The 18,440-nt window shown below is 54.1% G+C and carries 20 protein-coding genes; 8 read left to right on the forward strand and 12 right to left on the reverse strand.

Annotated features, from left to right (window positions below):
- Window positions 1–101 precede the first annotated feature (101 nt).
- Complete coding sequence (locus tag HBUT_RS09325) at window positions 102–563, reverse strand: hypothetical protein (protein WP_011821767.1); 462 nt, start codon at window positions 561–563, stop codon at window positions 102–104.
- A gap of 369 nt (window positions 564–932) precedes the next feature.
- Between HBUT_RS09325 and HBUT_RS03055 the strand changes: the two genes are divergently transcribed.
- Window positions 933–1,934, forward strand: a complete 1,002-nt coding sequence (locus tag HBUT_RS03055; RefSeq protein ID WP_083756287.1) for an acyl-CoA thioesterase — start codon at window positions 933–935, stop codon at window positions 1,932–1,934.
- A 114-nt stretch (window positions 1,935–2,048) separates the two neighbouring features.
- On the opposite strand, the gene HBUT_RS03060 is transcribed toward HBUT_RS03055, so the two are convergent.
- The 5 genes from HBUT_RS03060 to HBUT_RS03080 all read right to left on the reverse strand — a co-directional run bounded on the left by HBUT_RS03060 (window position 2,049) and on the right by HBUT_RS03080 (window position 7,497).
- Entirely contained in the window at window positions 2,049–3,083 is a 1,035-nt protein-coding gene (locus tag HBUT_RS03060; RefSeq protein ID WP_110138735.1) for a TIGR00269 family protein, read from the reverse strand.
- Entirely contained in the window at window positions 3,076–3,282 is a 207-nt protein-coding gene (locus HBUT_RS03065; protein WP_011821770.1) for a MoaD/ThiS family protein, read from the reverse strand. Before HBUT_RS03065 ends, HBUT_RS03060 begins: the two co-directional genes overlap by 8 nt.
- Window positions 3,283–4,086: 804 nt before the next feature.
- Entirely contained in the window at window positions 4,087–4,470 is a 384-nt protein-coding gene (locus HBUT_RS03070; RefSeq protein ID WP_011821771.1) for a hypothetical protein, read from the reverse strand.
- A 112-nt stretch (window positions 4,471–4,582) separates the two neighbouring features.
- Window positions 4,583–6,076: an Asp-tRNA(Asn)/Glu-tRNA(Gln) amidotransferase subunit GatA gene (gatA, locus tag HBUT_RS03075; RefSeq protein WP_228546756.1), complete on the reverse strand. Its 1,494-nt coding sequence runs from the start codon at window positions 6,074–6,076 to the stop codon at window positions 4,583–4,585.
- A gap of 1,196 nt (window positions 6,077–7,272) precedes the next feature.
- Entirely contained in the window at window positions 7,273–7,497 is a 225-nt protein-coding gene (locus tag HBUT_RS03080) for a hypothetical protein (protein ID WP_153801367.1), read from the reverse strand.
- A 630-nt stretch (window positions 7,498–8,127) separates the two neighbouring features.
- On the opposite strand from HBUT_RS03080, the gene HBUT_RS03085 reads away from it, so the two are divergent.
- Window positions 8,128–9,396, forward strand: a complete 1,269-nt coding sequence (locus HBUT_RS03085; RefSeq protein ID WP_110138736.1) for a Cdc6/Cdc18 family protein — start codon at window positions 8,128–8,130, stop codon at window positions 9,394–9,396.
- On the opposite strand, the gene HBUT_RS03090 is transcribed toward HBUT_RS03085, so the two are convergent.
- Window positions 9,393–10,103, reverse strand: coding sequence for an HAD family hydrolase (locus HBUT_RS03090; protein WP_011821773.1), 711 nt, complete (start codon window positions 10,101–10,103; stop codon window positions 9,393–9,395). The two genes, HBUT_RS03085 and HBUT_RS03090, sit on opposite strands and share 4 nt — an antisense overlap.
- Before the next feature lie 257 nt (window positions 10,104–10,360).
- Between HBUT_RS03090 and tsaA the strand changes: the two genes are divergently transcribed.
- The 4 genes from tsaA to HBUT_RS03110 all read left to right on the forward strand — a co-directional run bounded on the left by tsaA (window position 10,361) and on the right by HBUT_RS03110 (window position 14,283).
- Window positions 10,361–10,870: a tRNA (N6-threonylcarbamoyladenosine(37)-N6)-methyltransferase TrmO gene (gene tsaA / locus HBUT_RS03095; RefSeq protein WP_048061415.1), complete on the forward strand. Its 510-nt coding sequence runs from the start codon at window positions 10,361–10,363 to the stop codon at window positions 10,868–10,870.
- A 912-nt stretch (window positions 10,871–11,782) separates the two neighbouring features.
- Complete coding sequence (locus HBUT_RS03100) at window positions 11,783–12,016, forward strand: hypothetical protein (protein ID WP_048061416.1); 234 nt, start codon at window positions 11,783–11,785, stop codon at window positions 12,014–12,016.
- Window positions 12,017–12,137: 121 nt separating this feature from the next.
- On the forward strand, window positions 12,138–12,446 hold the full coding sequence (locus tag HBUT_RS03105) for a hypothetical protein (protein WP_228546757.1): 309 nt from the start codon (window positions 12,138–12,140) through the stop codon (window positions 12,444–12,446).
- A gap of 538 nt (window positions 12,447–12,984) precedes the next feature.
- Window positions 12,985–14,283 (forward strand): SLC13 family permease, encoded by a 1,299-nt coding sequence (locus HBUT_RS03110; RefSeq protein ID WP_011821776.1) that lies wholly within the window; start codon window positions 12,985–12,987, stop codon window positions 14,281–14,283.
- Window positions 14,284–14,466: 183 nt separating this feature from the next.
- On the opposite strand, the gene HBUT_RS08850 is transcribed toward HBUT_RS03110, so the two are convergent.
- From HBUT_RS08850 to sfsA, 3 genes are all read right to left on the reverse strand, one after another.
- Window positions 14,467–15,060, reverse strand: coding sequence for a GNAT family N-acetyltransferase (locus HBUT_RS08850; RefSeq protein ID WP_011821777.1), 594 nt, complete (start codon window positions 15,058–15,060; stop codon window positions 14,467–14,469).
- 73 nt (window positions 15,061–15,133) lie between these two features.
- Window positions 15,134–15,298: a hypothetical protein gene (locus HBUT_RS09455; protein WP_153801368.1), complete on the reverse strand. Its 165-nt coding sequence runs from the start codon at window positions 15,296–15,298 to the stop codon at window positions 15,134–15,136.
- Window positions 15,299–15,341: 43 nt separating this feature from the next.
- Window positions 15,342–16,043 carry a DNA/RNA nuclease SfsA gene (gene sfsA / locus HBUT_RS03120; RefSeq protein ID WP_228546784.1) on the reverse strand — a complete coding sequence of 234 codons (702 nt, stop codon included), beginning with the start codon at window positions 16,041–16,043 and terminating at the stop codon, window positions 15,342–15,344.
- Between the two features lie 217 nt (window positions 16,044–16,260).
- On the opposite strand from sfsA, the gene HBUT_RS03125 reads away from it, so the two are divergent.
- Window positions 16,261–16,629: a DUF7980 family protein gene (locus HBUT_RS03125; protein WP_011821779.1), complete on the forward strand. Its 369-nt coding sequence runs from the start codon at window positions 16,261–16,263 to the stop codon at window positions 16,627–16,629.
- 16 nt (window positions 16,630–16,645) lie between these two features.
- Here HBUT_RS03125 and HBUT_RS03130 read toward each other — a convergent pair whose 3' ends face one another.
- The gene (locus HBUT_RS03130) at window positions 16,646–17,464 is read right to left on the reverse strand and encodes a nitrilase-related carbon-nitrogen hydrolase (protein ID WP_011821780.1); all 819 of its coding nucleotides are present in this window, start codon (window positions 17,462–17,464) and stop codon (window positions 16,646–16,648) included.
- A gap of 171 nt (window positions 17,465–17,635) precedes the next feature.
- On the opposite strand from HBUT_RS03130, the gene HBUT_RS03135 reads away from it, so the two are divergent.
- Complete coding sequence (locus HBUT_RS03135; protein ID WP_048061417.1) at window positions 17,636–17,851, forward strand: hypothetical protein; 216 nt, start codon at window positions 17,636–17,638, stop codon at window positions 17,849–17,851.
- 18 nt (window positions 17,852–17,869) lie between these two features.
- Here the strand turns inward: HBUT_RS03135 and HBUT_RS03140 are convergent, their stop codons facing one another.
- Entirely contained in the window at window positions 17,870–18,370 is a 501-nt protein-coding gene (locus HBUT_RS03140; protein WP_048061418.1) for a DUF996 domain-containing protein, read from the reverse strand.
- Window positions 18,371–18,440 lie beyond the last annotated feature (70 nt).

The following is an 18,440-nucleotide window of genomic DNA, read 5'->3' on the forward strand; positions in this document are numbered from 1 at the left end:
ACTTGTTGTCCTTGTCCCAGAGAAAGAGGCCACAAGCCAGCTAGCAATGAGGCTTAGCGAGGAGGTGCCAAGAACGAGACTTGGTAGACGACGTCGTCAAGTCAGACTTTCCTCTTCTCGATCAGTTTCGCGATCTTTGAGAGGTAGCGTGCAGTCCTTACAGCCTCGGCAGGTACCTCGACGAGTTCAGAGCCAACAACAACGAAGTGGCGACGGCGAATCCCAAGCTTCATCACCTTAAACACTTCTTCCACCATAAAGTGTAACTGTACACAATGCATACTGCCGTCAGTTGTGACCACGGCAACTTCCTCGAAAGGCACCCTAGCCAGTATCCCAGCGAGTTTGAAGCCAGCCATGTTGACATGGGTCTCCTCGAGGCAAACCGTGAGCTTTGCATACTCGTCATCGGGAAACCTTTCAAGAACCCAGGGTTTTTCTACCTCCAAGCAGCGGCCAACAAGTAAGAGCTTACGTTTTCCACGCAGCAATCTTGATGCAACATTATTGTCCATTAGCCGTGGAAGATTGCAACATCTATCACACGCCGCTCCCGGAGACATGGATCACACCCCCTCAGCCTAGGGTGACATGCATAGTAGAGACCTAAAGCCGTGGAGTTACTACGTGCTTCGCTTATCTGCGTGGATGATTTACATCTAGGCAACAGTTCTTGTTCCAAAAGCCTAGTCTAGGCATCCAGGTCTCTAGACATGGTTTCCCAGTGCATGGCTCTGAGTGTTTATACATGGTGGAATTACATCCCTACACGGAACTGTTATAAACCGGTTAATTGTACACAATCGTATATGTCCTAGGGCGAATATTATATGCTAGTCGTAACATACTGGCAAGACGTCCCAAGGCAAGGGGTTGCACCCCATTTGGAATAGAATATGTTTGATCGCTAGCACGTGTAGTGGGTGGCCACTATGCCGCAAGGGTCTACCTTGTGTCTGGAGGCTACTAGAGCAACACTCCTACGTCCAATCTACCCTAGGTACACAAACCGATACGGTACGCTTCACGGTGGCAGACTGGCATGGTGGATTCTCGAGTCGGGCAGTATGGCTGCCATGAAGGCGTCGAGAGGCTATGTCGTTCTTGGCGCAATAGACTACCTCTTCATTCTCAGCCCGGGCCGACTCGGAGAAAATCTAAACGTATACTCGTGGGTCATAGGCTCCACTAGACATACACTAGACGTGCTTACCTATGCAACAGCCGAGCCGGTAGGCGGCGGCGAGGAACGCCCGGTAAGCCTCAGCATACAAACATACGTTGCCGTCGACGAGAACGTAAGGCCCCGCGAGCATGGAGTCGAGGTTAGGCCTTGTAGTCTTGAGGCTGAAGCACTGACTGAGATACATAGAGCTTGGCTCGAGGAGAGGCGAGCCCTGGTAGAAGAGAGGCATAAGATAGCATCAGATACTTCAAGGTTGACAGTTCCCTACCACATAGAGTCGTATCAGATCGTAGGCCCAGACTCGACCTTCTCTCTACACAACGTGCTTGACGCCTCCAAGCTCTTCTACACTATCGACCAAATAGCGGCAATAGCAGCGATAAAGGCGGCCAGGGCCCCTGTGGTTACAGCCAGCTTTGACGCGGCGGTATTCGCGTCTCCAGCCCGTGTAGGTAACATACTGCGCCTTGAGGCGGGCGTAACCGGTGTAGGAAGAACAAGCATCGAGGTGCTAGTGAAAGTAGTCGCAGATGATCCTGTTGCTGAAAGAAGCGCTACCGTAGCTAAGCTGTACACTGTACTCGTTTCAGTAGGGCCAGACGGTAGGCCGAGCCCTCCACCCGTCAAGCCCGTGGTCCCGGAGGAGCTACAGAAAGGCTTCATGGAGAGGAAGAGGGTGAGAGAAGAGAAGAGGAGAAAGGTTAGAGAAATAATAGAAGCGTTGAAGTCAATGCTCTACCTTGTCTAGTAGCTGTAAACACGTCGCCAAAAGACATGGCGGCTACATCTTTTTACCAACGTGGTGGGCGTCCAGGGTTAAGGCGGTAACTTGAAAGAACAGTTACGGGCAAGGTCTCCGGAACTAGCGGCTCCAACGGTTCATAGCTTCTAGAGCCATGCGCCTAGCTGCCTCGGGTAGGCTTCTCAGTCTTTCCTCACTAAGCTTCAGAATCCCGAGCTCTAAGCGTAGCTGGCAGGCACGGCATATCGGGTGGGCCGAGGGCTCGCCACAAATGGCGCATGTGTAGGGTCCCTCCTCCTCATCCCCTGTCTTAACCCTTCCAGCCTCCTCAAGGATCCTTATGGCGGTCTGGAGGCTGCGAAGCAGCGAGTACTTTACACCAGGTGATCTCTCCTCAAGCTCGTTTAACATTCTCCGGATATACCAGCGTACACTTAGCCTCGCATATGGACACTCCTCGAAGCCCGTGTAAAGCCCGTTGATTACAGCGTAGATAGTTGTTTCCTTCTCAAGTACTTCGTAGAATGGCTTAACCTTCCGGACAAACCTGGGATGCGTACCCGGCCCCGAGATTGGGCCGAGCCTCGCAATTTTGTCCCAGTCGTTGTTAAACACGTTCATCAGGTAGGTTTGCACTAAGTCGTCGAGATTGTGTGCTGTAGCTACAACGGTAGCACCCATCTCTCTTGCAGTCTTGTTCATAAGATAGCGGCGGAACACGCCACAGTACGTGCATGGAAGATATGGAAGCCCCCGCTCCTTGCCAATCTTAACTATCTCATCCAGGGTGTAGCCAAACTCGTCCCGGAACCGTGCAATCCTATACTCAACGCCGTGCTCCTCCACGAACCGTAGGAACCGCTCAATTGTGTACTCGCGGTATCCGCGGATACCCTCGTCAACTAGGAGTGCTGCAACCCTCCAGCCAGGCACACGCTTTGAGAGGCGGAGCAGATAGTGGAGCAACGACATAGAATCCTTGCCGCCCGACACTGCAACAACAATCTTCTCCTCGGGGCCAAACAGCTTGTAGCGCCGGAGGGTCCTCCGGACCTTCCTGTCAAAGTACTCTAGGAAGTGCTTCTCGCAGAAAGCCATCCCGGAAGCACGGGACACATAGATCGCGGGCCTCCCGCAGATAGCGCACCTAGCCACCCGACACCACCGGGTACAGTATCAGCTCGTCTCCATCAGCTACAGGCTCATCCTCAGCTACAACTCTTCCCCCTTTAACAACCACGTACTCTGTAGAGAGAAGCCCTGCTTCGCGAAGCACGTCAGCAACCCTGGCACCTTCGGCGACTTCAACCTCTCTAACACCGTTGCCGAGTATGTTAAGCCTAACACGCGGCAATACAGCTCCCCTCCGCCGCAGTGTACGGTGTAGCATCTAATCTGCTTCCTGGCAGGTCTCCTTGTGGCGAGGGATGGGGATAGGGATGCAGGGGGTAAAACAGCGGTATGCGTGTACATAGCCTTAGGTTATCCACAGCTCGGTATGCCGATAGGACATGGCTAAAGTATTTGCTGTGATATAGAGGCCTATCGGTGCAGGTGCGAGTTCTCCACAAGCCCTCGGTGGGCTCTACGAGTTTCCCTAGAACCAGGCTACCACAGGCCCAACTCTCCCACGGAATACGAGCACAAGCCTATCAGGCATAGTAGCATTAGTATTCTTACTTATCTCCAATCACATCTGTTACAGTGGCACCCCTGGCTTCAACTGAGACAAGACTAGGCTCTTGACCAACACGTAGAGCGTACCAGGGCTATACAGTGTGTACAGAATCTAGGTCTCCTTCATCATAGGTTATGGGGTAAGCAGTGATATATAGTTGTGACATAACTATGACGTAGAAGAATATTTAGCCATAATAGGCGCTAAATACGCCCAAGTATGTGGAGTAGACTAAGGAGATGTTTTATCTCCCATGATAACCTATCAGTGTTAAACCTGGACGAACAGCCAGATACAAACTATAACCGTCAAGCTAGGCTCTAGGTGTAAACTACCTGGCTGTGATGACCGCCTGAGCCTTCCGACATCCATAGCAAGGTGGGTGGGGAGCCCTTGCACTCACTGAGCCATCACCAGTCCACTAGCAGCATCCTGAAAATGGCGCATATCATGTTCTTCTTCTAGTCAAGTGCTTCCAAGCTACTCTAGCTCCTGGCCACATCTTGGCATTTTGCCTACGTGGCGTGGTGCTACTGCGAGATAAGCATTCCCGCGGTGGATGTGGATTATGCGGGCCTGGTATACTATCCTTAGCCCGTACGCATTGTAGGTGAAGTATATGGTGTGTCCGCATTGTGCAACTTCAGAGCCGAGTCTCCTAAGATAGGCGGTTAGATCCCAGTAGAGGAGATGGCGTGGCACCCTGAGAACCAGGAGTTCATACTCGACGCGTAGGACCACATCGCCTCCAGCCATGTAGGCGTATGCTTCCATATCGTCAAATCCTAGTCTGAGGGCTTCGAGCAGCTCGGAGGGGTTTACAGCTCCATACCCCCCTCTACCCGTAATCCTCTCCTCGGCCAAGGCTTGGGCACCGTGCCGGGGCCTGTTTGGGCTCTCGGGCCCATATTCCCACGCTGTGCCCCCTATATCAGAGTTTTTCGGTGTAAAATGCCTAGGCGGGCTCTTGGCCCTGCTAGGTGGCAGGCTCGGCTACAAGGTTATGGAGCCCGGATAGCCTCTCGAGGGCTGCGAGGCCCTGGATGAGTGTTTGTTCGGCGAGGGGCCGAGCCATGAGCTGTACCCCTAGCGGCACCCCATCCACGTAGCCAACAGGTGCTGTGCCAGCCGGTATGCCAGCTAGGTTTGCGGTAACTGTTGCAAGGTCTAACGCATACATCTTTGCAGGATCCTCCACTACCTCGCCGAGCCTAGGGGGCGGTGTAACGACGGCTGGTGCTAGGAGTAGGTCATGTGCCTGGAGGAGCTGTAGTAGTCTCCTGCGCACCAGTGCCCGTAGTTTGAGTGCGCGGACATAGTATTGGTCCTTGTAGCCGCTGCTAAGCATCCATGCGCCAAGCATTATGCGGAGCTTGACCTCCCTGCCAAAGTACTTGCCGCGTATCCTCGAGTAGTATTGGTTCCAGCTCTCCCACGGCTCTGGAGGCTCCTTAGGTCCGTAACGTACCCCGTCGTATCTTGCAAGGTTGCTGCTTGCTTCAGCCATTGCTACCACGTAGTATGCGGGGAGGCTGTACTCTAGCACCTCTCTTCCAAGTCTCACGGGCTCAACAACAGCTTCGGCCTCGCCCAGCAGCTCGGCAGCCCTCTCAACAAGTTTCTTCACAGACTCGTCAACACCTTCATGCTCTAGGAACTCCTCCACGACTCCAACCCTTAGCCCCCGTAGCCCCTCACCGTAGCCCTTCTCAACCGCCCCCAGTAGCTCAACCTTCTCGACTGGCAGGCTCGTAGAGTCCCTCGGGTCAAACCCTGCTATCGTCTCCAGTAGCAAAGCCAAATCCCTAACGTTACGGGCCATGGGGCCTATCTGCTCTAGGCTATCAGCGTAGGCCACGAGTCCGTAGCGGGATACGAGCCCGTAGGTCGGCTTAACACCGTAGAGCCCTGTCCATGCGCATGGCATCCTTATGCTGCCGCCCGTGTCGCTGCCAAGACCCAGCGTCGCCATGCCAGCAGCGAGCGCAGCGGCCGTCCCGCTGCTGCTCCCACCAGGCACACGATCCAGGCTCCACGGGTTCCTTGTTGCCCCATAGGCGCTGTTCTCGCCAGTAGACCCCATCGCAAACTCATCCATGTTAGTCTTGCCGATGATTACTGCGCCAGCAGCACGCAGCCTGGAGACGACAGTAGCGTCGTAGGGTGCCACATACTTCTCCAGCATTCTTGAACCGCATGTCACGGGTAAGCCCTCAACATGGATGTTATCCTTGACAGCAACCAGCACACCAGCTAGGGGAAGCTTCTCCCCCCGCCGAGCCTTCTCCACAGCCTTCCTAGCTTCAGCCTCTACCAGCTCCCGAGGCCTAAGAGTAATGTACGCGTTAATCTTATCCTCGAGCTTTTCAATCCTCTCGTAGATAGAGCCAACATAATCCTCGACAGACACATCGCCGGAGACTAGTAGGCTGGTAATCCTCCATGCAGGCTCGGCGTAGAGCCGCTCCAAACCCTACACACCGCCAGCCACTACAGCCAGGAGCCCCAGGGTAGGGTTTGCCCGCATAAAATACTGTCCAAAACAATCACAGGAGGAGAGGTGGCATGTACACGTGAAGATAAAAGAGGCCTAGTTCTAGGGTGTAATCGAACACTTAGAATATGCTCCCAAGCTCTCCAAGACCTTCAAGTAGTTCTGTCCAGGTCCTCTTTACCTACCACATGCTAGCCTCGTCCTCTAACGTACTGATGTCGCCCAGGGGTGCGCTTGCAATAACAGCTTCTACCAATCTTCTCATTATCTTGTCGCTCTTGATCCTCGGTAGCTTCTTCACTAATAATGCTCTCTACGGTACAGCTATAGGGCTGGGCACCTAGTGGGCCGTTCTTCCTGAATCTATTCCTCGGTTCAGTGCTTAGCTAGTACCCCTCGCGTAGGACCACTACGGCTAATGGTACATCGTCATTAATCGGGTCATGAACTTTTCACCACGACGGTCTTGGCGACAGCGGGTGGGAGGTCATGGCGTGCTCTATCCCGGCGGCACCGATACAGTGTTCTGCAATGTTCAACGCTCCGTCGCCGTGGCTTAGGATCTAGAAGTAGTCGTCATCATCTTTTATAGCGTAGTCGGCAAGTTAATAGATTCATTTGCCTCTCTCGAGCTCGCTAAACCCCGCCCAGTAGGTTTGGCCTGGAAGTTGATCCATAGGACTACTCAAGGATGTCTAGCGGCTCTGTGTAGCCATTTACCCATCAATGCTGTGTTCCCGGCTCTTATCGCATGTTTTGCCCGGTTCTCCGCTTGGTGCTGGCTGTTGTTTATTTTATTGTCCTTAGTTGTTTGTGGCTAATAGACTGGTGTGTAGGGTTGCCTGTGCGTTGGGCTAGGATTCTAGCTGTGGTGGCTGGTCTCGCCCTGTTGGCTTTGGCAATTGGCCTCCACGTTTATGCTTGGTTTTCAGCGTGCGGTGGTGAGTGTTAGTGGCAGACCATTACATGGGTTTGAGCGCCGCACCATGGTGTCTATTGTTGTTCCAGGCAGGCCTTTACCCATGTTGGAGCCGAGGGCTGTAATGCTGGCGACTATCCTCGTCTGCCTCTTGAAGCATAGTCTCTGTGGGGTAGCCTAGCACTATGAGAGGGACATGCCTTTGGGTCTTCCTCTTCGAACTGTTTCACTATCTCGAAGAGCTTGCCGGTAACTATGCGGCTATCTCGCCTTCCTCAAGCATGTGTAGCAATACGACCTCGGTACTTGAGTGCTCTGCTATCGTGAACGCGTAGCTGGTAACCATTTCTAGGCGGGGTAGAAGGTTGTGCAACAAGTATTTGGGCCTTTTAGTGGATCGTAGAGTGCCACAATATGCCTTCGCTGGCCCAATAACCATTACCGGGTGATCAGCAATATGTATCGCCTCCTCAGCCATACCACCTGGCAATAGGTAGCTAACCAGATCCCGTCACGAGAATCTGAAAACCTAAGTTCCTATTATGGTGTAGTCTGCTGTAATCTCCTAGCAGCCTCGATAATAGCTTTGGCGAGATCTTAAGTGGACAGGATCCAGTACATAAACCCGGAGCCAGCCTTGCCGGTTCGGGTGTCCTTCTCCAACTGTCTATAGGTGTTCTCGCGTAGCTTCCCCTAAGCTCTCTAGCCACAGCCTCATAGCGTCTGTTGAGGGACATCACCTATCTCGCTCAGCGCTATCGCGTGGGGCAGGCTGAGCCCCTCAGCGCCGAGTCGCTCGAGTTAGGGCAACTACTTGGCCATGATGTTACTCGTGTTTGGTAAGTCATGCGCTGCAAGCGCATAGGTAAGCTCCAGGCCTTTCAACTTAACAACCATACTGGACCACTGTAGGCAAACCAGTAGTTATAATCAACCATCGCCGGATAAATACTGTGCAACCCTCGGGGCTCCGGGAGTCCGCTTATGCGAACACCGATACGGTGCTATTGCAAACGGTGTCTCCATGCAATGTTCCGGTATGTGGTCCCCGTACGTGGGGCTTTGTCCCTGTGAGGCTTGCCCAGAGGTCTTGCCCCCTCTGGGTTTTATGCCGTATCTTCCAGCACTTGAAGCATGCGTATTGGGGGTTCTGGTGGAGGATATTCTGGAGGAGATATTTGAGCGTGTTGTGAAGTCGCGTATCTTCCGGAACAGGGACATACTGAGCCCCGACTATATACCCGATAGGCTGCCCCACCGTGAGAACGAGATACGCAAGGTTGCCAGTGTTCTGGCTCAGGCGTTGAAGGGTAGTAAGCCCAGCAACCTATTCATCTACGGGCTCACGGGGACGGGGAAGACAGCGGTAACCCTCTACGTGTTGCGGAGGCTTGAGGCTAAGGCTAGGCAGCTTGGTGTTCCCGTGAGATTCTCCTACGTGAACACCAGGCAGAGGGATACACCGTACAAGGTGCTGGCGGACATAGCCTCCTCGATAGGCGTCCGTGTCCCGTTCACCGGGCTTTCAACTGCAGAGGTCTACGCTAGGATTGTCCGGGGATTGTCGAGGATGCAGGGTGTGCTCATCGTTGTGCTTGACGAGGTTGACTGGCTTGTCCGCCGTAGGGGCGACGACCTACTATACAAGCTGACGAGGATAGGCTATGAGTTGCCGCCTGGGGCCGCGAAGGTCTCAATAGTCGGGATAACGAACGATGTCCGGTTCGTAGAGTTGCTCGATGCACGTGTCCGGAGTAGCCTCGGGGAGGAGGAGATAGTGTTCCCGCCCTATAACGCTGAGCAGCTACGTGACATACTGTGGGAGAGAGCTAGGGAGGCCTTTCAGCCGGGCGCCGTAGACGACTCCGTGATATCCTACTGCGCAGCGCTGGCAGCTAGGGAGCATGGTGATGCACGCCGGGCCCTGGACCTCTTGAGGGTTGCGGGTGAGGTTGCTGAGAGGGAGAATGCCGATAAAGTCACCATTGAGCATGTAAAGAAGGCTTGGAGCCAGCTTGAGAGGGATAGAGTGTTAGAGGTTGTCTCGACGCTGCCACTCCATGCCCGTCTAGTGCTCCTAGCTGCCATTGCGAGCGGTGCTGCGAACGGGTACACTACTACCGGCGAGCTATACGCGGCCTACCGGGAGCTGGCTTCAGCCGTGGGAGTGGAGAGCGTTACACAGCGGAGAGTTAGCGATATCATCAACGAGCTGGATATGCTAGGCATTCTCTCGGCAAGGGTTGTAAGCAGAGGCCGCTACGGCAAGACAAGAATCATAACGCTTGCGGCTGACCGTGACACTGTACTGGAGGCGTTGAGGAGGGATTCAAGGCTTAGCGAGCTGGTTGAAAACTTACAAAACCCTAGAGGTTAGTGTGTAAGCCTCTGCAGCGCCTCCCCAAGGAGTGTCAGGCTCGGTATAGCTGCTAGCCTGGCCTCGGGCATGTAGACTGGCTCCCTGAGGCTCCGGTTAACCCAGACAGCCATCATGCCTGCCGAGAGAGCACCAGCAACATCCTCCGTTAGCTCGTCGCCGACATGGACAGCCTCTCCAGGATCTACATCCGCCTCCTTGCACAGCTGGAGAAACGCTCTACGATCGGGCTTGTAGAGCCCAATCTCGTCTGCATAGAGCTGGAAGTCTATGAAGTGTTCAAGCCTGGCCTTCTCCAGCAATAGCCTTGTATAGCTGCCGGGCCAGAACAACACGTTGCCCAGAACAGCAACCTTCCCAGCAATCCTTGCAGCTGTTTCGAGAGCCTGGAGGGCTTCCGGGTAAACTATCTCCTCCACATGCTCTATAGCCCGTAGCAGTCCGATAGCGATGCCCCGCCGGACACGATCCAGCGGAGCATCAAGTGCCACAGCAAGCATTTCTTGAGACTCTAGCAGCGGATTGCCACCCTCACCCCTAAGCCTTGCCCTTTTAGCCTCTGCACGAGCCCTCTCAAAGGCTGTCCTCACAGCGCTAAGAGGCTTCCCAGTAGCCTCCGACAAGCCCTCAACAATAAATCCAGCAATTGCCTCAAAGCGTAGTAGCGTATTCCACACATCAAACGATACAAGCCTAATACCCGCCAAGGCCCTATCCAGCCCCCATAATCTAGCCAGGGGCTGGGAGAATACGAGGCTATCTCCCATAGCTGATTACCAAGATAAGCTCTGTAAGCCTATGCACCGTGGGATGTGTTAGGCCTAGAAACTGATTGCGTGAACGACAGCCTTGTAGCCATACACACAGCGCTATGATGTTTGATACTGAATTAATACTATTTTATGCCCTATAGTATCTGTATGGCAACCTGCATCTCGCTCCATGATTTACACGACGTGGTGATATGGAGTTGGAGATTAGGCTTCAGCCTATTGGTGTGGTTCGTGTTGATGCTAGTGACGAGGAGGTGAAGAAGGCTTTACATGGCGTTGAAGGGGTTATAGAGGTTTTCCCGGAGTATGAGGCAGGGCTGAATGGTATTGAAGGGTTTTCCCACATAATAGTTATAGCGTACCTACACAAAGTCACGGATGAGCAGAGGAGTGTCCTCCGGGTGCGACACCGTAGGCTTGAAAGGCTAGGTGTCGACCTTACCGGTATACCTGAGGTTGGCGTCTTCTGCACAGACTCGCCGCACCGGCCCAACCCTATAGCATTGAGTATAGTCGAACTAGTCGAGAGGAAGGGTAGGTTCCTAAGGGTACGAGGTCTAGACCTCTTCGATGGTACACCTGTATTGGACATTAAGGGATACGATAGGACGAGGTGTATTAGGGAGATTAGGGTTCCCTGGTGGCTTGAAGAGCTCGAGAAAAGGGTTGGACGAGTACTGGGTGAGCCAAGCTTTCTCTGAAGAATGGTTTGCCGGATGCAACTTTGCAATGCAACCCCCATGGCTGTAATGAATCCAGGTTGGCACCCGGATCCCTACCCGGTGCCTAGCTACAACAAGTGTTGAGCTCGAACAGCGAGTTTATGAAGAAGCCTATTGTGCTGTCAAAAATAGGAGCCTATCTTTCTCCACTCCTACCCACTCCATTCTAGGAACCAAGAGATCAAACCATTCCAGCTGATGTAGATATCCAAGCATCTAGGCTATCGGTTATTATACCACCTATCATTATGAGCATGAATGTTGTAGGCAAACCTGTTTGAAGTGTGGAGTCTTGGGATCTAGCGTGTATACAGCCATAGCCAGGAAGGTAATCATCATCATAAGCTTCGTATAGAATAGTTGTTCCCTGGATTCCATCTCATGGATCTTAATAACTGTGTTGTTGGATGGGTGTCCGTTGACGTAGACAGGGAATCGCTGTAAACAGGACAAGCCACATAGATAGTGCAGTAGCTAAGCCCAGGTGGCTCAATACTTCTCCCTTGCAAGTCGATTTCATGCGTAGGGTGCAGCATTCCTGATTGGATGGGTGCACCTAGGCGTTTAAGACAAGTGTTCTGTGCAACTGCACAAAACTATATGAGGCCCTTCTGTGCAGTTGCACAGAACTAGTGGGAAGCTATGGTGTGGTGGGGTCCCCGGCTAGGCTGGGGCCGTGGTTGGTGCTGGTGGTGGCGGGGTCCATGGCCAGGTAAGGGGCCGTTTAGCCATCTGCCGCCATGGCTGCGGCCTGGCTGGTTAATGGGCTGGTGGTGGCGCTGGCTAGCAGCCTGGCCAATGCCGTGGCTCTACTACAGCTACTACGGCTACTGGCAGTCAGCATCCTGGCCACACAGCTACCCCGTGTACCCCTGGCCCTGGTGGTAGGCCATGATCTCTCAGCTATACCCTCCATATATGCCACTGCCATGCTGGCCACCAGCACTGCTTGCGCCGCCATACCCATACCCCTATGATCCAGCAGCGCTGCTCTACGCTGCTAGCTGCATGCTGGTAGCACCATACTACTACGCAGCAGTAATAGAGGCGTATAGGGCGGTAATCGATGCCTGGAGGAGGGCCCTGGAGACACTTGCAGCGGGGTTGGGGCAGAGGCAAGGGTAGAGGAGGCGGTGGAGCCCCCTGGTGGGTCCAAGAGGGTTTAGCCGAACACTTACAGCCCCCAAGCCATGGTAGGGGATGGGGGAGAGGTTCGGGAGCCATGTTTGGCTACTGGTATAGGTGGATGAGGCGGCTTGTGTACTACGCGCCACCACCCCCGCCGCCCCCACCGCTACCGCTGCAGCAACAGCAGAGCCAGCAGCAACAATACCCCTACCAGTACCCTCCATACCCATACTATCCGCCGATACCACCATACCCGTACTATATGCCACCAATCCCACAGAGTCCCGAGGAAGAGCTGGAGATGCTAGAGGAGTACAAGAAGATGTTAGAGGAGGACCTCAAGGAGCTACAGGAGGAGCTGAAAAGCGTCGAGGAACGAATACGGGAGCTAAGAGAGATAATTAGGCATAGAAGCAGCAAAGCATAGCATAAGGAAACGCTTAACTATAGTATTTTTCGCTCGTGTAATCCTAGTAACAATGCAAGCTCGTCCCTTCTATATCAGCCCGGCTATCCCAACCCTAACCCATATCTTCGTATCTTCTTACCAAGTGTTCTACATTCTCTATATCATCTGTTGTATGTTCCCCATGGGCCATCCCTCGTAGAAGAGCATGGTTGTGGTAAGCTAGGAGATTGGTGTAGGAGGGTCGGAAAAGAGCTTGTGGCTGCAGCTCCTGGCTTGGGCTGAATGTGATAGTGGTTGAGGTTGACGGGAGTGTGAGGCTTGCTGGGGCATTGCGATGCCAGGGGATATAGTCAGTGTTGATGGTATGGTGACATAGTCCCTAGAGCCGGGGCTGCCGTTGTCTCGGCAGCCTTGGCGATCTTCCTGACTCTCTAGACCTTCGGGCAACAGTTTGTGCTTGTAGGTATAAGTTTCGTGGATGTATTGTGTGCCTTCGGTTTCTGTCGCCAAGCTTATCTTATACGGTTGATGTGTACAGGGCTGCATGGGTGCTTAGATGGTCTCGGAGGCACTGTCGCTACTGGTATTCCTAGCAACTATTGTCGCGATAAATGCCAGGATTATCGATGAAACGGTTGTCGCTCTAGTCGGGCTTACAGCGATGGTCGTGCTGGCGGGTTATCGGCCGGATGACGCCTTTCACGCTGTGGACTGGAATGTTATAATGATACTGCTCGGTATGTGGATGATAACAGCCTACCTTAACCGTGCAGGGTTTTCGGAGGCTGTAGTACGTTTCGTCTCTAGGAGGGTTAGGGACTACCGTCTATTCCTGGTATATCTCATGCTCATAGCTGGCTTTATATCGATGTTCGTCGATAATGTGCTTGTAATCCTCCTCCTAGGCTCAATGGTCATAGAGGCTGCTCGGAGGAATGGGGCGAACATAGGCCTAGCGGTACTCATGATAGGGTTCTCTGCGAACTTCATGGGTACAGCCTTGTTGATGGGTGATTTGCCGCCTCAGCTTCTCCACAGTGTGGCAGGTGCAGAATTCCTAGACTTCATATGGAGCCGTGGCAAGCCTAGCAGCTTCCCACTACTCACGATTACATTCCTCGCTGTAACTGGGTTGATGTACTTCCTCTTCATAAGGCGTGAACCTTCGATGCTCCAGCTGCCAGAGACTAGTAGCAGTGGAGTGGGGGCTGATCGGAGGCTTCTAAACATCTCGGTATTCTTCTTCGCGGCAACCGTAGCCGCTATGGCTCTAAGGCCCTTGCTCGGCGTGCCCCTGGGCTTCATAACCATTGCTGGTGCCTCGCTGCTAGCACTAACTGTTGAGGTTTGGAGACGGCTAGGAGGCAGAGTACCGTCCTTTGAGGAGATTATCGGCGATGTGGAGTGGCGTGCGCTAATGTTCTACGCGCTCCTATTCAGCCTCGTAGGCGGGCTCGAGGAGTCCGGTGTGCTGCGGCGAGCTGCCGAGCACCTACAACCCTACGTTCAGGCCGGCGGCGTAGCCGCCTATACGGTGTTCTACTGGGTCACCGGGCTTCTATCAACGATGATTGAGCATGATGCTCTTCTTCTCACATTCCTCTACATAGTCCGTAATGCTGCAAACCTCGCGGGGGTCGATGCGTGGCCCCTCTACTGGGCCATGGCGTGGGCTGCAACTCTAGGCAGCAACGCGACGATAGTAGCAGCCCCAGCACTATACGTTGCAGTAACCATGGCCGAGAAGGCGGGCCACAGAATATCACCCAGAGAGTTCCTACGCTACTCCCTCACATACGCTACAGCCTCGCTAGTCATACACTACCTCCTAACACTACCGCTCTGGGGCACCTAGAGGCAGACACGAAGGGCTCAAGAGGTGGGTAGCGGCCGTCGCCGGCTCGGCGCCAGCCCATCCCGGGGAGGGCCGTGGACGGCCCCGTAGCTGGCGCCCAGCCCCGACGTCCCCGCGTAGCTATAGCATCTTATCAACATACTCCTCGAGGAGGTTGCAAGCAGCCCCATTGCTGGAGCTGTATTACAGCGTGGCCCGATGCGCGAATATCCACGGTCTAGCTCTTAGGGCTCTATAGCCGAGCCGCGCATAGACCCTTATGGCTGGCTTGTTGCCTGCCTCAACATGCAGCAGGGGCTTAGCACCACAGGCTAGGGCTCTAGCCGTAACCGTACTCGTGACGGCCTTTGCTAAGCCTCGTCCACGGTATTCCGGCCTCGTGTAGACGTTGCCTATGAGCCATATATCGTGCATCCGGATGTATGTACATGCTATGGAGGCTAGAACGCCCTCGACGTAGGCGCCATAGCAGCCCAGAGTTCTGAGCAGCCTCGAGGCCTCTTCGGGGCTTAGCTTCCTGCCACGGGTGGCCTCAACCTCTGCATAGTCTGCTGCATGCTGCTCCCCAAGCTCTACCACGCGTACGCCCGGGGCATGGTAGGGCTTGAAGAGTCTGGGCGAGTCTATGGCCATGTCAATATAGGTTTTCCCCCTGGCATTGTAGCCGTTGTGCTCGAGTACAGCCTTGAAGCCCCAGCTGAGCCTTGTCGAGGAGCCGTGAAGCTGCACAATGATACTTCCATACTTGTCGCTAAGCCTCTGGAGAAGGGAGTTCAAGTGTTCGGGCCTAGCATTCCAACAACGTGTATGAATAGTTTATCTCTGCTAGCCCTATAGGCTACAACGTAGCCTACAAGGGAGCCTTCATCCCTGCTAGGAGGACGCCTGTGGTCGCATCTGGGTGGTAGACTAGGTCGTAGACAGCATAGAAGTGTGTAAACGGGTCACCACGGTATAGGCGGAAGAGCCCAGTGACGAGCCGTGAGCTAGCCTCCTCCAGCCATACAGTCTCCAAGACAAATTGTACCCCAGCTCCCGGAGGGTCCACACTTGGACTGCTAGTCCAGTGCAACGGGTAAGTCTGTGTTGTAGAGCCTTACACCATGCTGCTCGGGGTCAAAATCCATGCCCACCGCCTTTACCAGCACCCCAGCCCTGGTAGCCCTGGCTATGAGACCCGGTATCTCCGGGTCTCCTTCAGGGTTTGGCTTAAACCTCCTAGCGCCGGGTAGTGCGGCGATGAAGACCAAGGCTACACGATAGCCTCGGCTGGCATGCTCTATGAGTTCGCGTATGTGCCTCCGTCCACGAGGCGTGGGGCAATCCGGGTACATAGCCGTGGCGTTGGGACCCATTAGCACTGCGCTCTTAGTCTCAACGTATACCCTCCCATCCCTACAGTCCAGCAGGAGGTCGAGCACCGAGGAGCCAAGCCGGGGCCTCCAGCTGGCAACCCTGCAGCTCCTCAGCCAGGGTATGAGGCCTAGCTCCACCGCCCTGGCGAATGCTTCTTCCTGGAGCCTCGTATCGATAACCGCGAAGCCGCCAGCATACTCTACCGCAAAGAGCCGGTAGCGGGTCCTACCAGGCCTCTCCAAGGGCCTACAGAGCCCAAGGCGACCGGGCACAAGCACGTCGAGGAGGCGACCAGTATTCGTGTTATGGGCTAGTATGTGTTCTCCTTCAGCTTCAACCTCTACAACGAAGCGATTAACCCTCCTTAAAATCCTGCACTCAACATATGCCGGAATCGTAGCCACGATATCCAAGTATTCCCCTCCACGTGGGACCTATAGAGGCGCCAGATTTTAGGTTATGAAGCTGATACAAGCGCGACCATTCCTGGAGGATAGGCTTAAGGGCAGGGAGTATCACTACTAATAGAAAGAAAGGTGTAGGATGGACTCCGGTAGCCTCCCCAGAACTAACCCGTAACCGCCATGGAGGCTGGGCCCGCTGGACTGGAGGTGAATGAATGTGCAAGTTCTCCGTCGAACACAACACGGCGATATGAGGAAGGAGCTCCGGGTTAGGCTTGGCTGGGGCCTCGTTGCTGTTGTGGGCTACATCCTCAGCCCACTGTCGTGGTGGAATGACCTCTTTGTAAACATCCCACTCGCTATACTTGCCGGAAAGCTCTTTGAGCTAGCTGGTCTCCGCTTCGTGTACGGGTTCTACCTGGGATACCTGCTAACGAACATTGCAGGCATGGTGCTACTAGTGCTCGGTGTTGGAGGTGCCGTGAAGGGCTATGCTAACCGTCGCGAGCTAGTGAAAGTCATACTGATTGCAGCAATCTATTCCACAGCGGTATACCCAGTGCTGGTAGCACTAGGACTCGCATAACGATACGCGTAACATGCTAATCTCTCCTAAGAGCTCTTGTGTATATCTCGTATGCCCTGGGCTGTAGCTCTAGTAATGGGAGCTGCTTACGCACCTCATTAATGTAGTCCAGGTCTACATCGACCTCGGCGTAGCCCGGCTCGGATCCCAGGTCGAGCCTTACAACACCCATTGGGTCTACGAGTATGCTGCGTCCAGTGAAGTGCGGCCCAGTCATCGAGGCTACTGCAAGGTAAACTGTGTTTTCGAGAGCTCTAGACCTAGCAGTGACGAGGAGATGCTCCTCTTTGAGATTCCCACGGTACCAGGCAGCTGGTACTGCTACAAGCTCTGCGCCACGGAGAGCCAGGCTGCGAGCCAGCTCGGGAAAGCGCAGCTCAAAACACACGATAAACCCAACCCGAACCCCCCTCACCTCGAGGACCGGCGGCGGCTGCTCACCCCGGCAAAGGCTCTTTGACTCCCTCACGCCCAGCGCGTCAAAGAGCACTGTCTTCCTGTAAACCACTTGCACCTCCTTGCCCGGCTCCACCATCACTATGGAGCTGTAGGCGCAGTCCCCGCTCCGCTCAAGGAACCCCGAGACTATCACAGCCGTATACTCGGATGAAATTTCCTCGAGAAACCTTATGAATGGAGAGTCTTTGGGATTCTCAGCCCGAGCCCTTACCTCGGCTGCACGGAGCCCAGCAGGATACACATTACCGTATTCGGGTAGCACTATAATGTCGGCCTCGACACGGTAGCGGGAGAGGAGTCTTCGGAGCCTCTCTCCACTCTCAATCCCGCTGCGCCCAGCCTCAAACTGGGCTAGGCCAAGCCTAACCCGCGCCACTACACAGCACCACATAATAAAGGCATGCGTTGTGAGGAATTTCTCTCCAGCTCCAGCCCCTAAGAGGCTATGTAGCAGCAAGTATTTATGAAAGAGCTGTAACAGTTACAGATAAGGTCTTCATCTTAGCATCCTACGCGGGCCCCGCTAGGCTGGAGGCAAGAAACCACCATGGCCCTACAGGGCTCCGAGAAGCTTCTCACAATGCTGTCCATCCTGTTCATAGCAGGGTATGTTGGTATAAACACTGTAGCGCCCCTCCCGGGACTCCTTGCCGCGAAGAAACTTGCAGCTGGGCATGTACCACTCCCAGCAGTAGTTCCCGCCGTAGCACTGCTAGCAGCCCACCGGACAGCAAGCTCTACAAACAATACTAAGGGCGTGTAGCTCCCAGATGGCGGTGTTCTAGCGGCTGCGTAGTGTAGCTACTACTACCAGCTCTAAGATGCTGGCTATGAGGAGGACTATGAAGCCTATAATGATTATAGTTAGTATTGCACCGTACCAGTAGAGTTTCCCGGTCAGCCTTGCGAGGCCCTCGTCCCCGTATCTGGCTAGGATCTCCATTAGCCTTCTCCGGTAGTATCCCATTGCGAGCATGGAGATGTAGAGTAGGACGAGGCCAGCAATTATCGCAGTGCCAAAACCCGGCGGTCCGGCGAGCAGGCCAGCGAATATCGAGCCGAGCCCCATTACGAGCACGGCAACTACTACGCCAGCCAGGAAGCCTACCGTGGAGATAAGCGCATAGCGAAGTATCTCGCTCTGCTCGTAGTACGAGGCTAAGCCGTACATGCCTACAAGGTACAGTACGAGTCCGATAATAGCTGCTGAAGGATGTCCAGAACTCAGGAGGGATACAATGATGCCAGCAATAACCAGGAGCTTTGCAAGATTGAGATTCAATGTTATACACCAGCCTCCAGCAAGCTACTGGTGTAGTTGTTATAGCCTAAGGGGAGAAAATAATGTATAG

Origin of the sequence: Hyperthermus butylicus DSM 5456 (assembly GCF_000015145.1) — an archaeon.
Classification (GTDB): domain Archaea; phylum Thermoproteota; class Thermoprotei_A; order Sulfolobales; family Pyrodictiaceae; genus Hyperthermus; species Hyperthermus butylicus.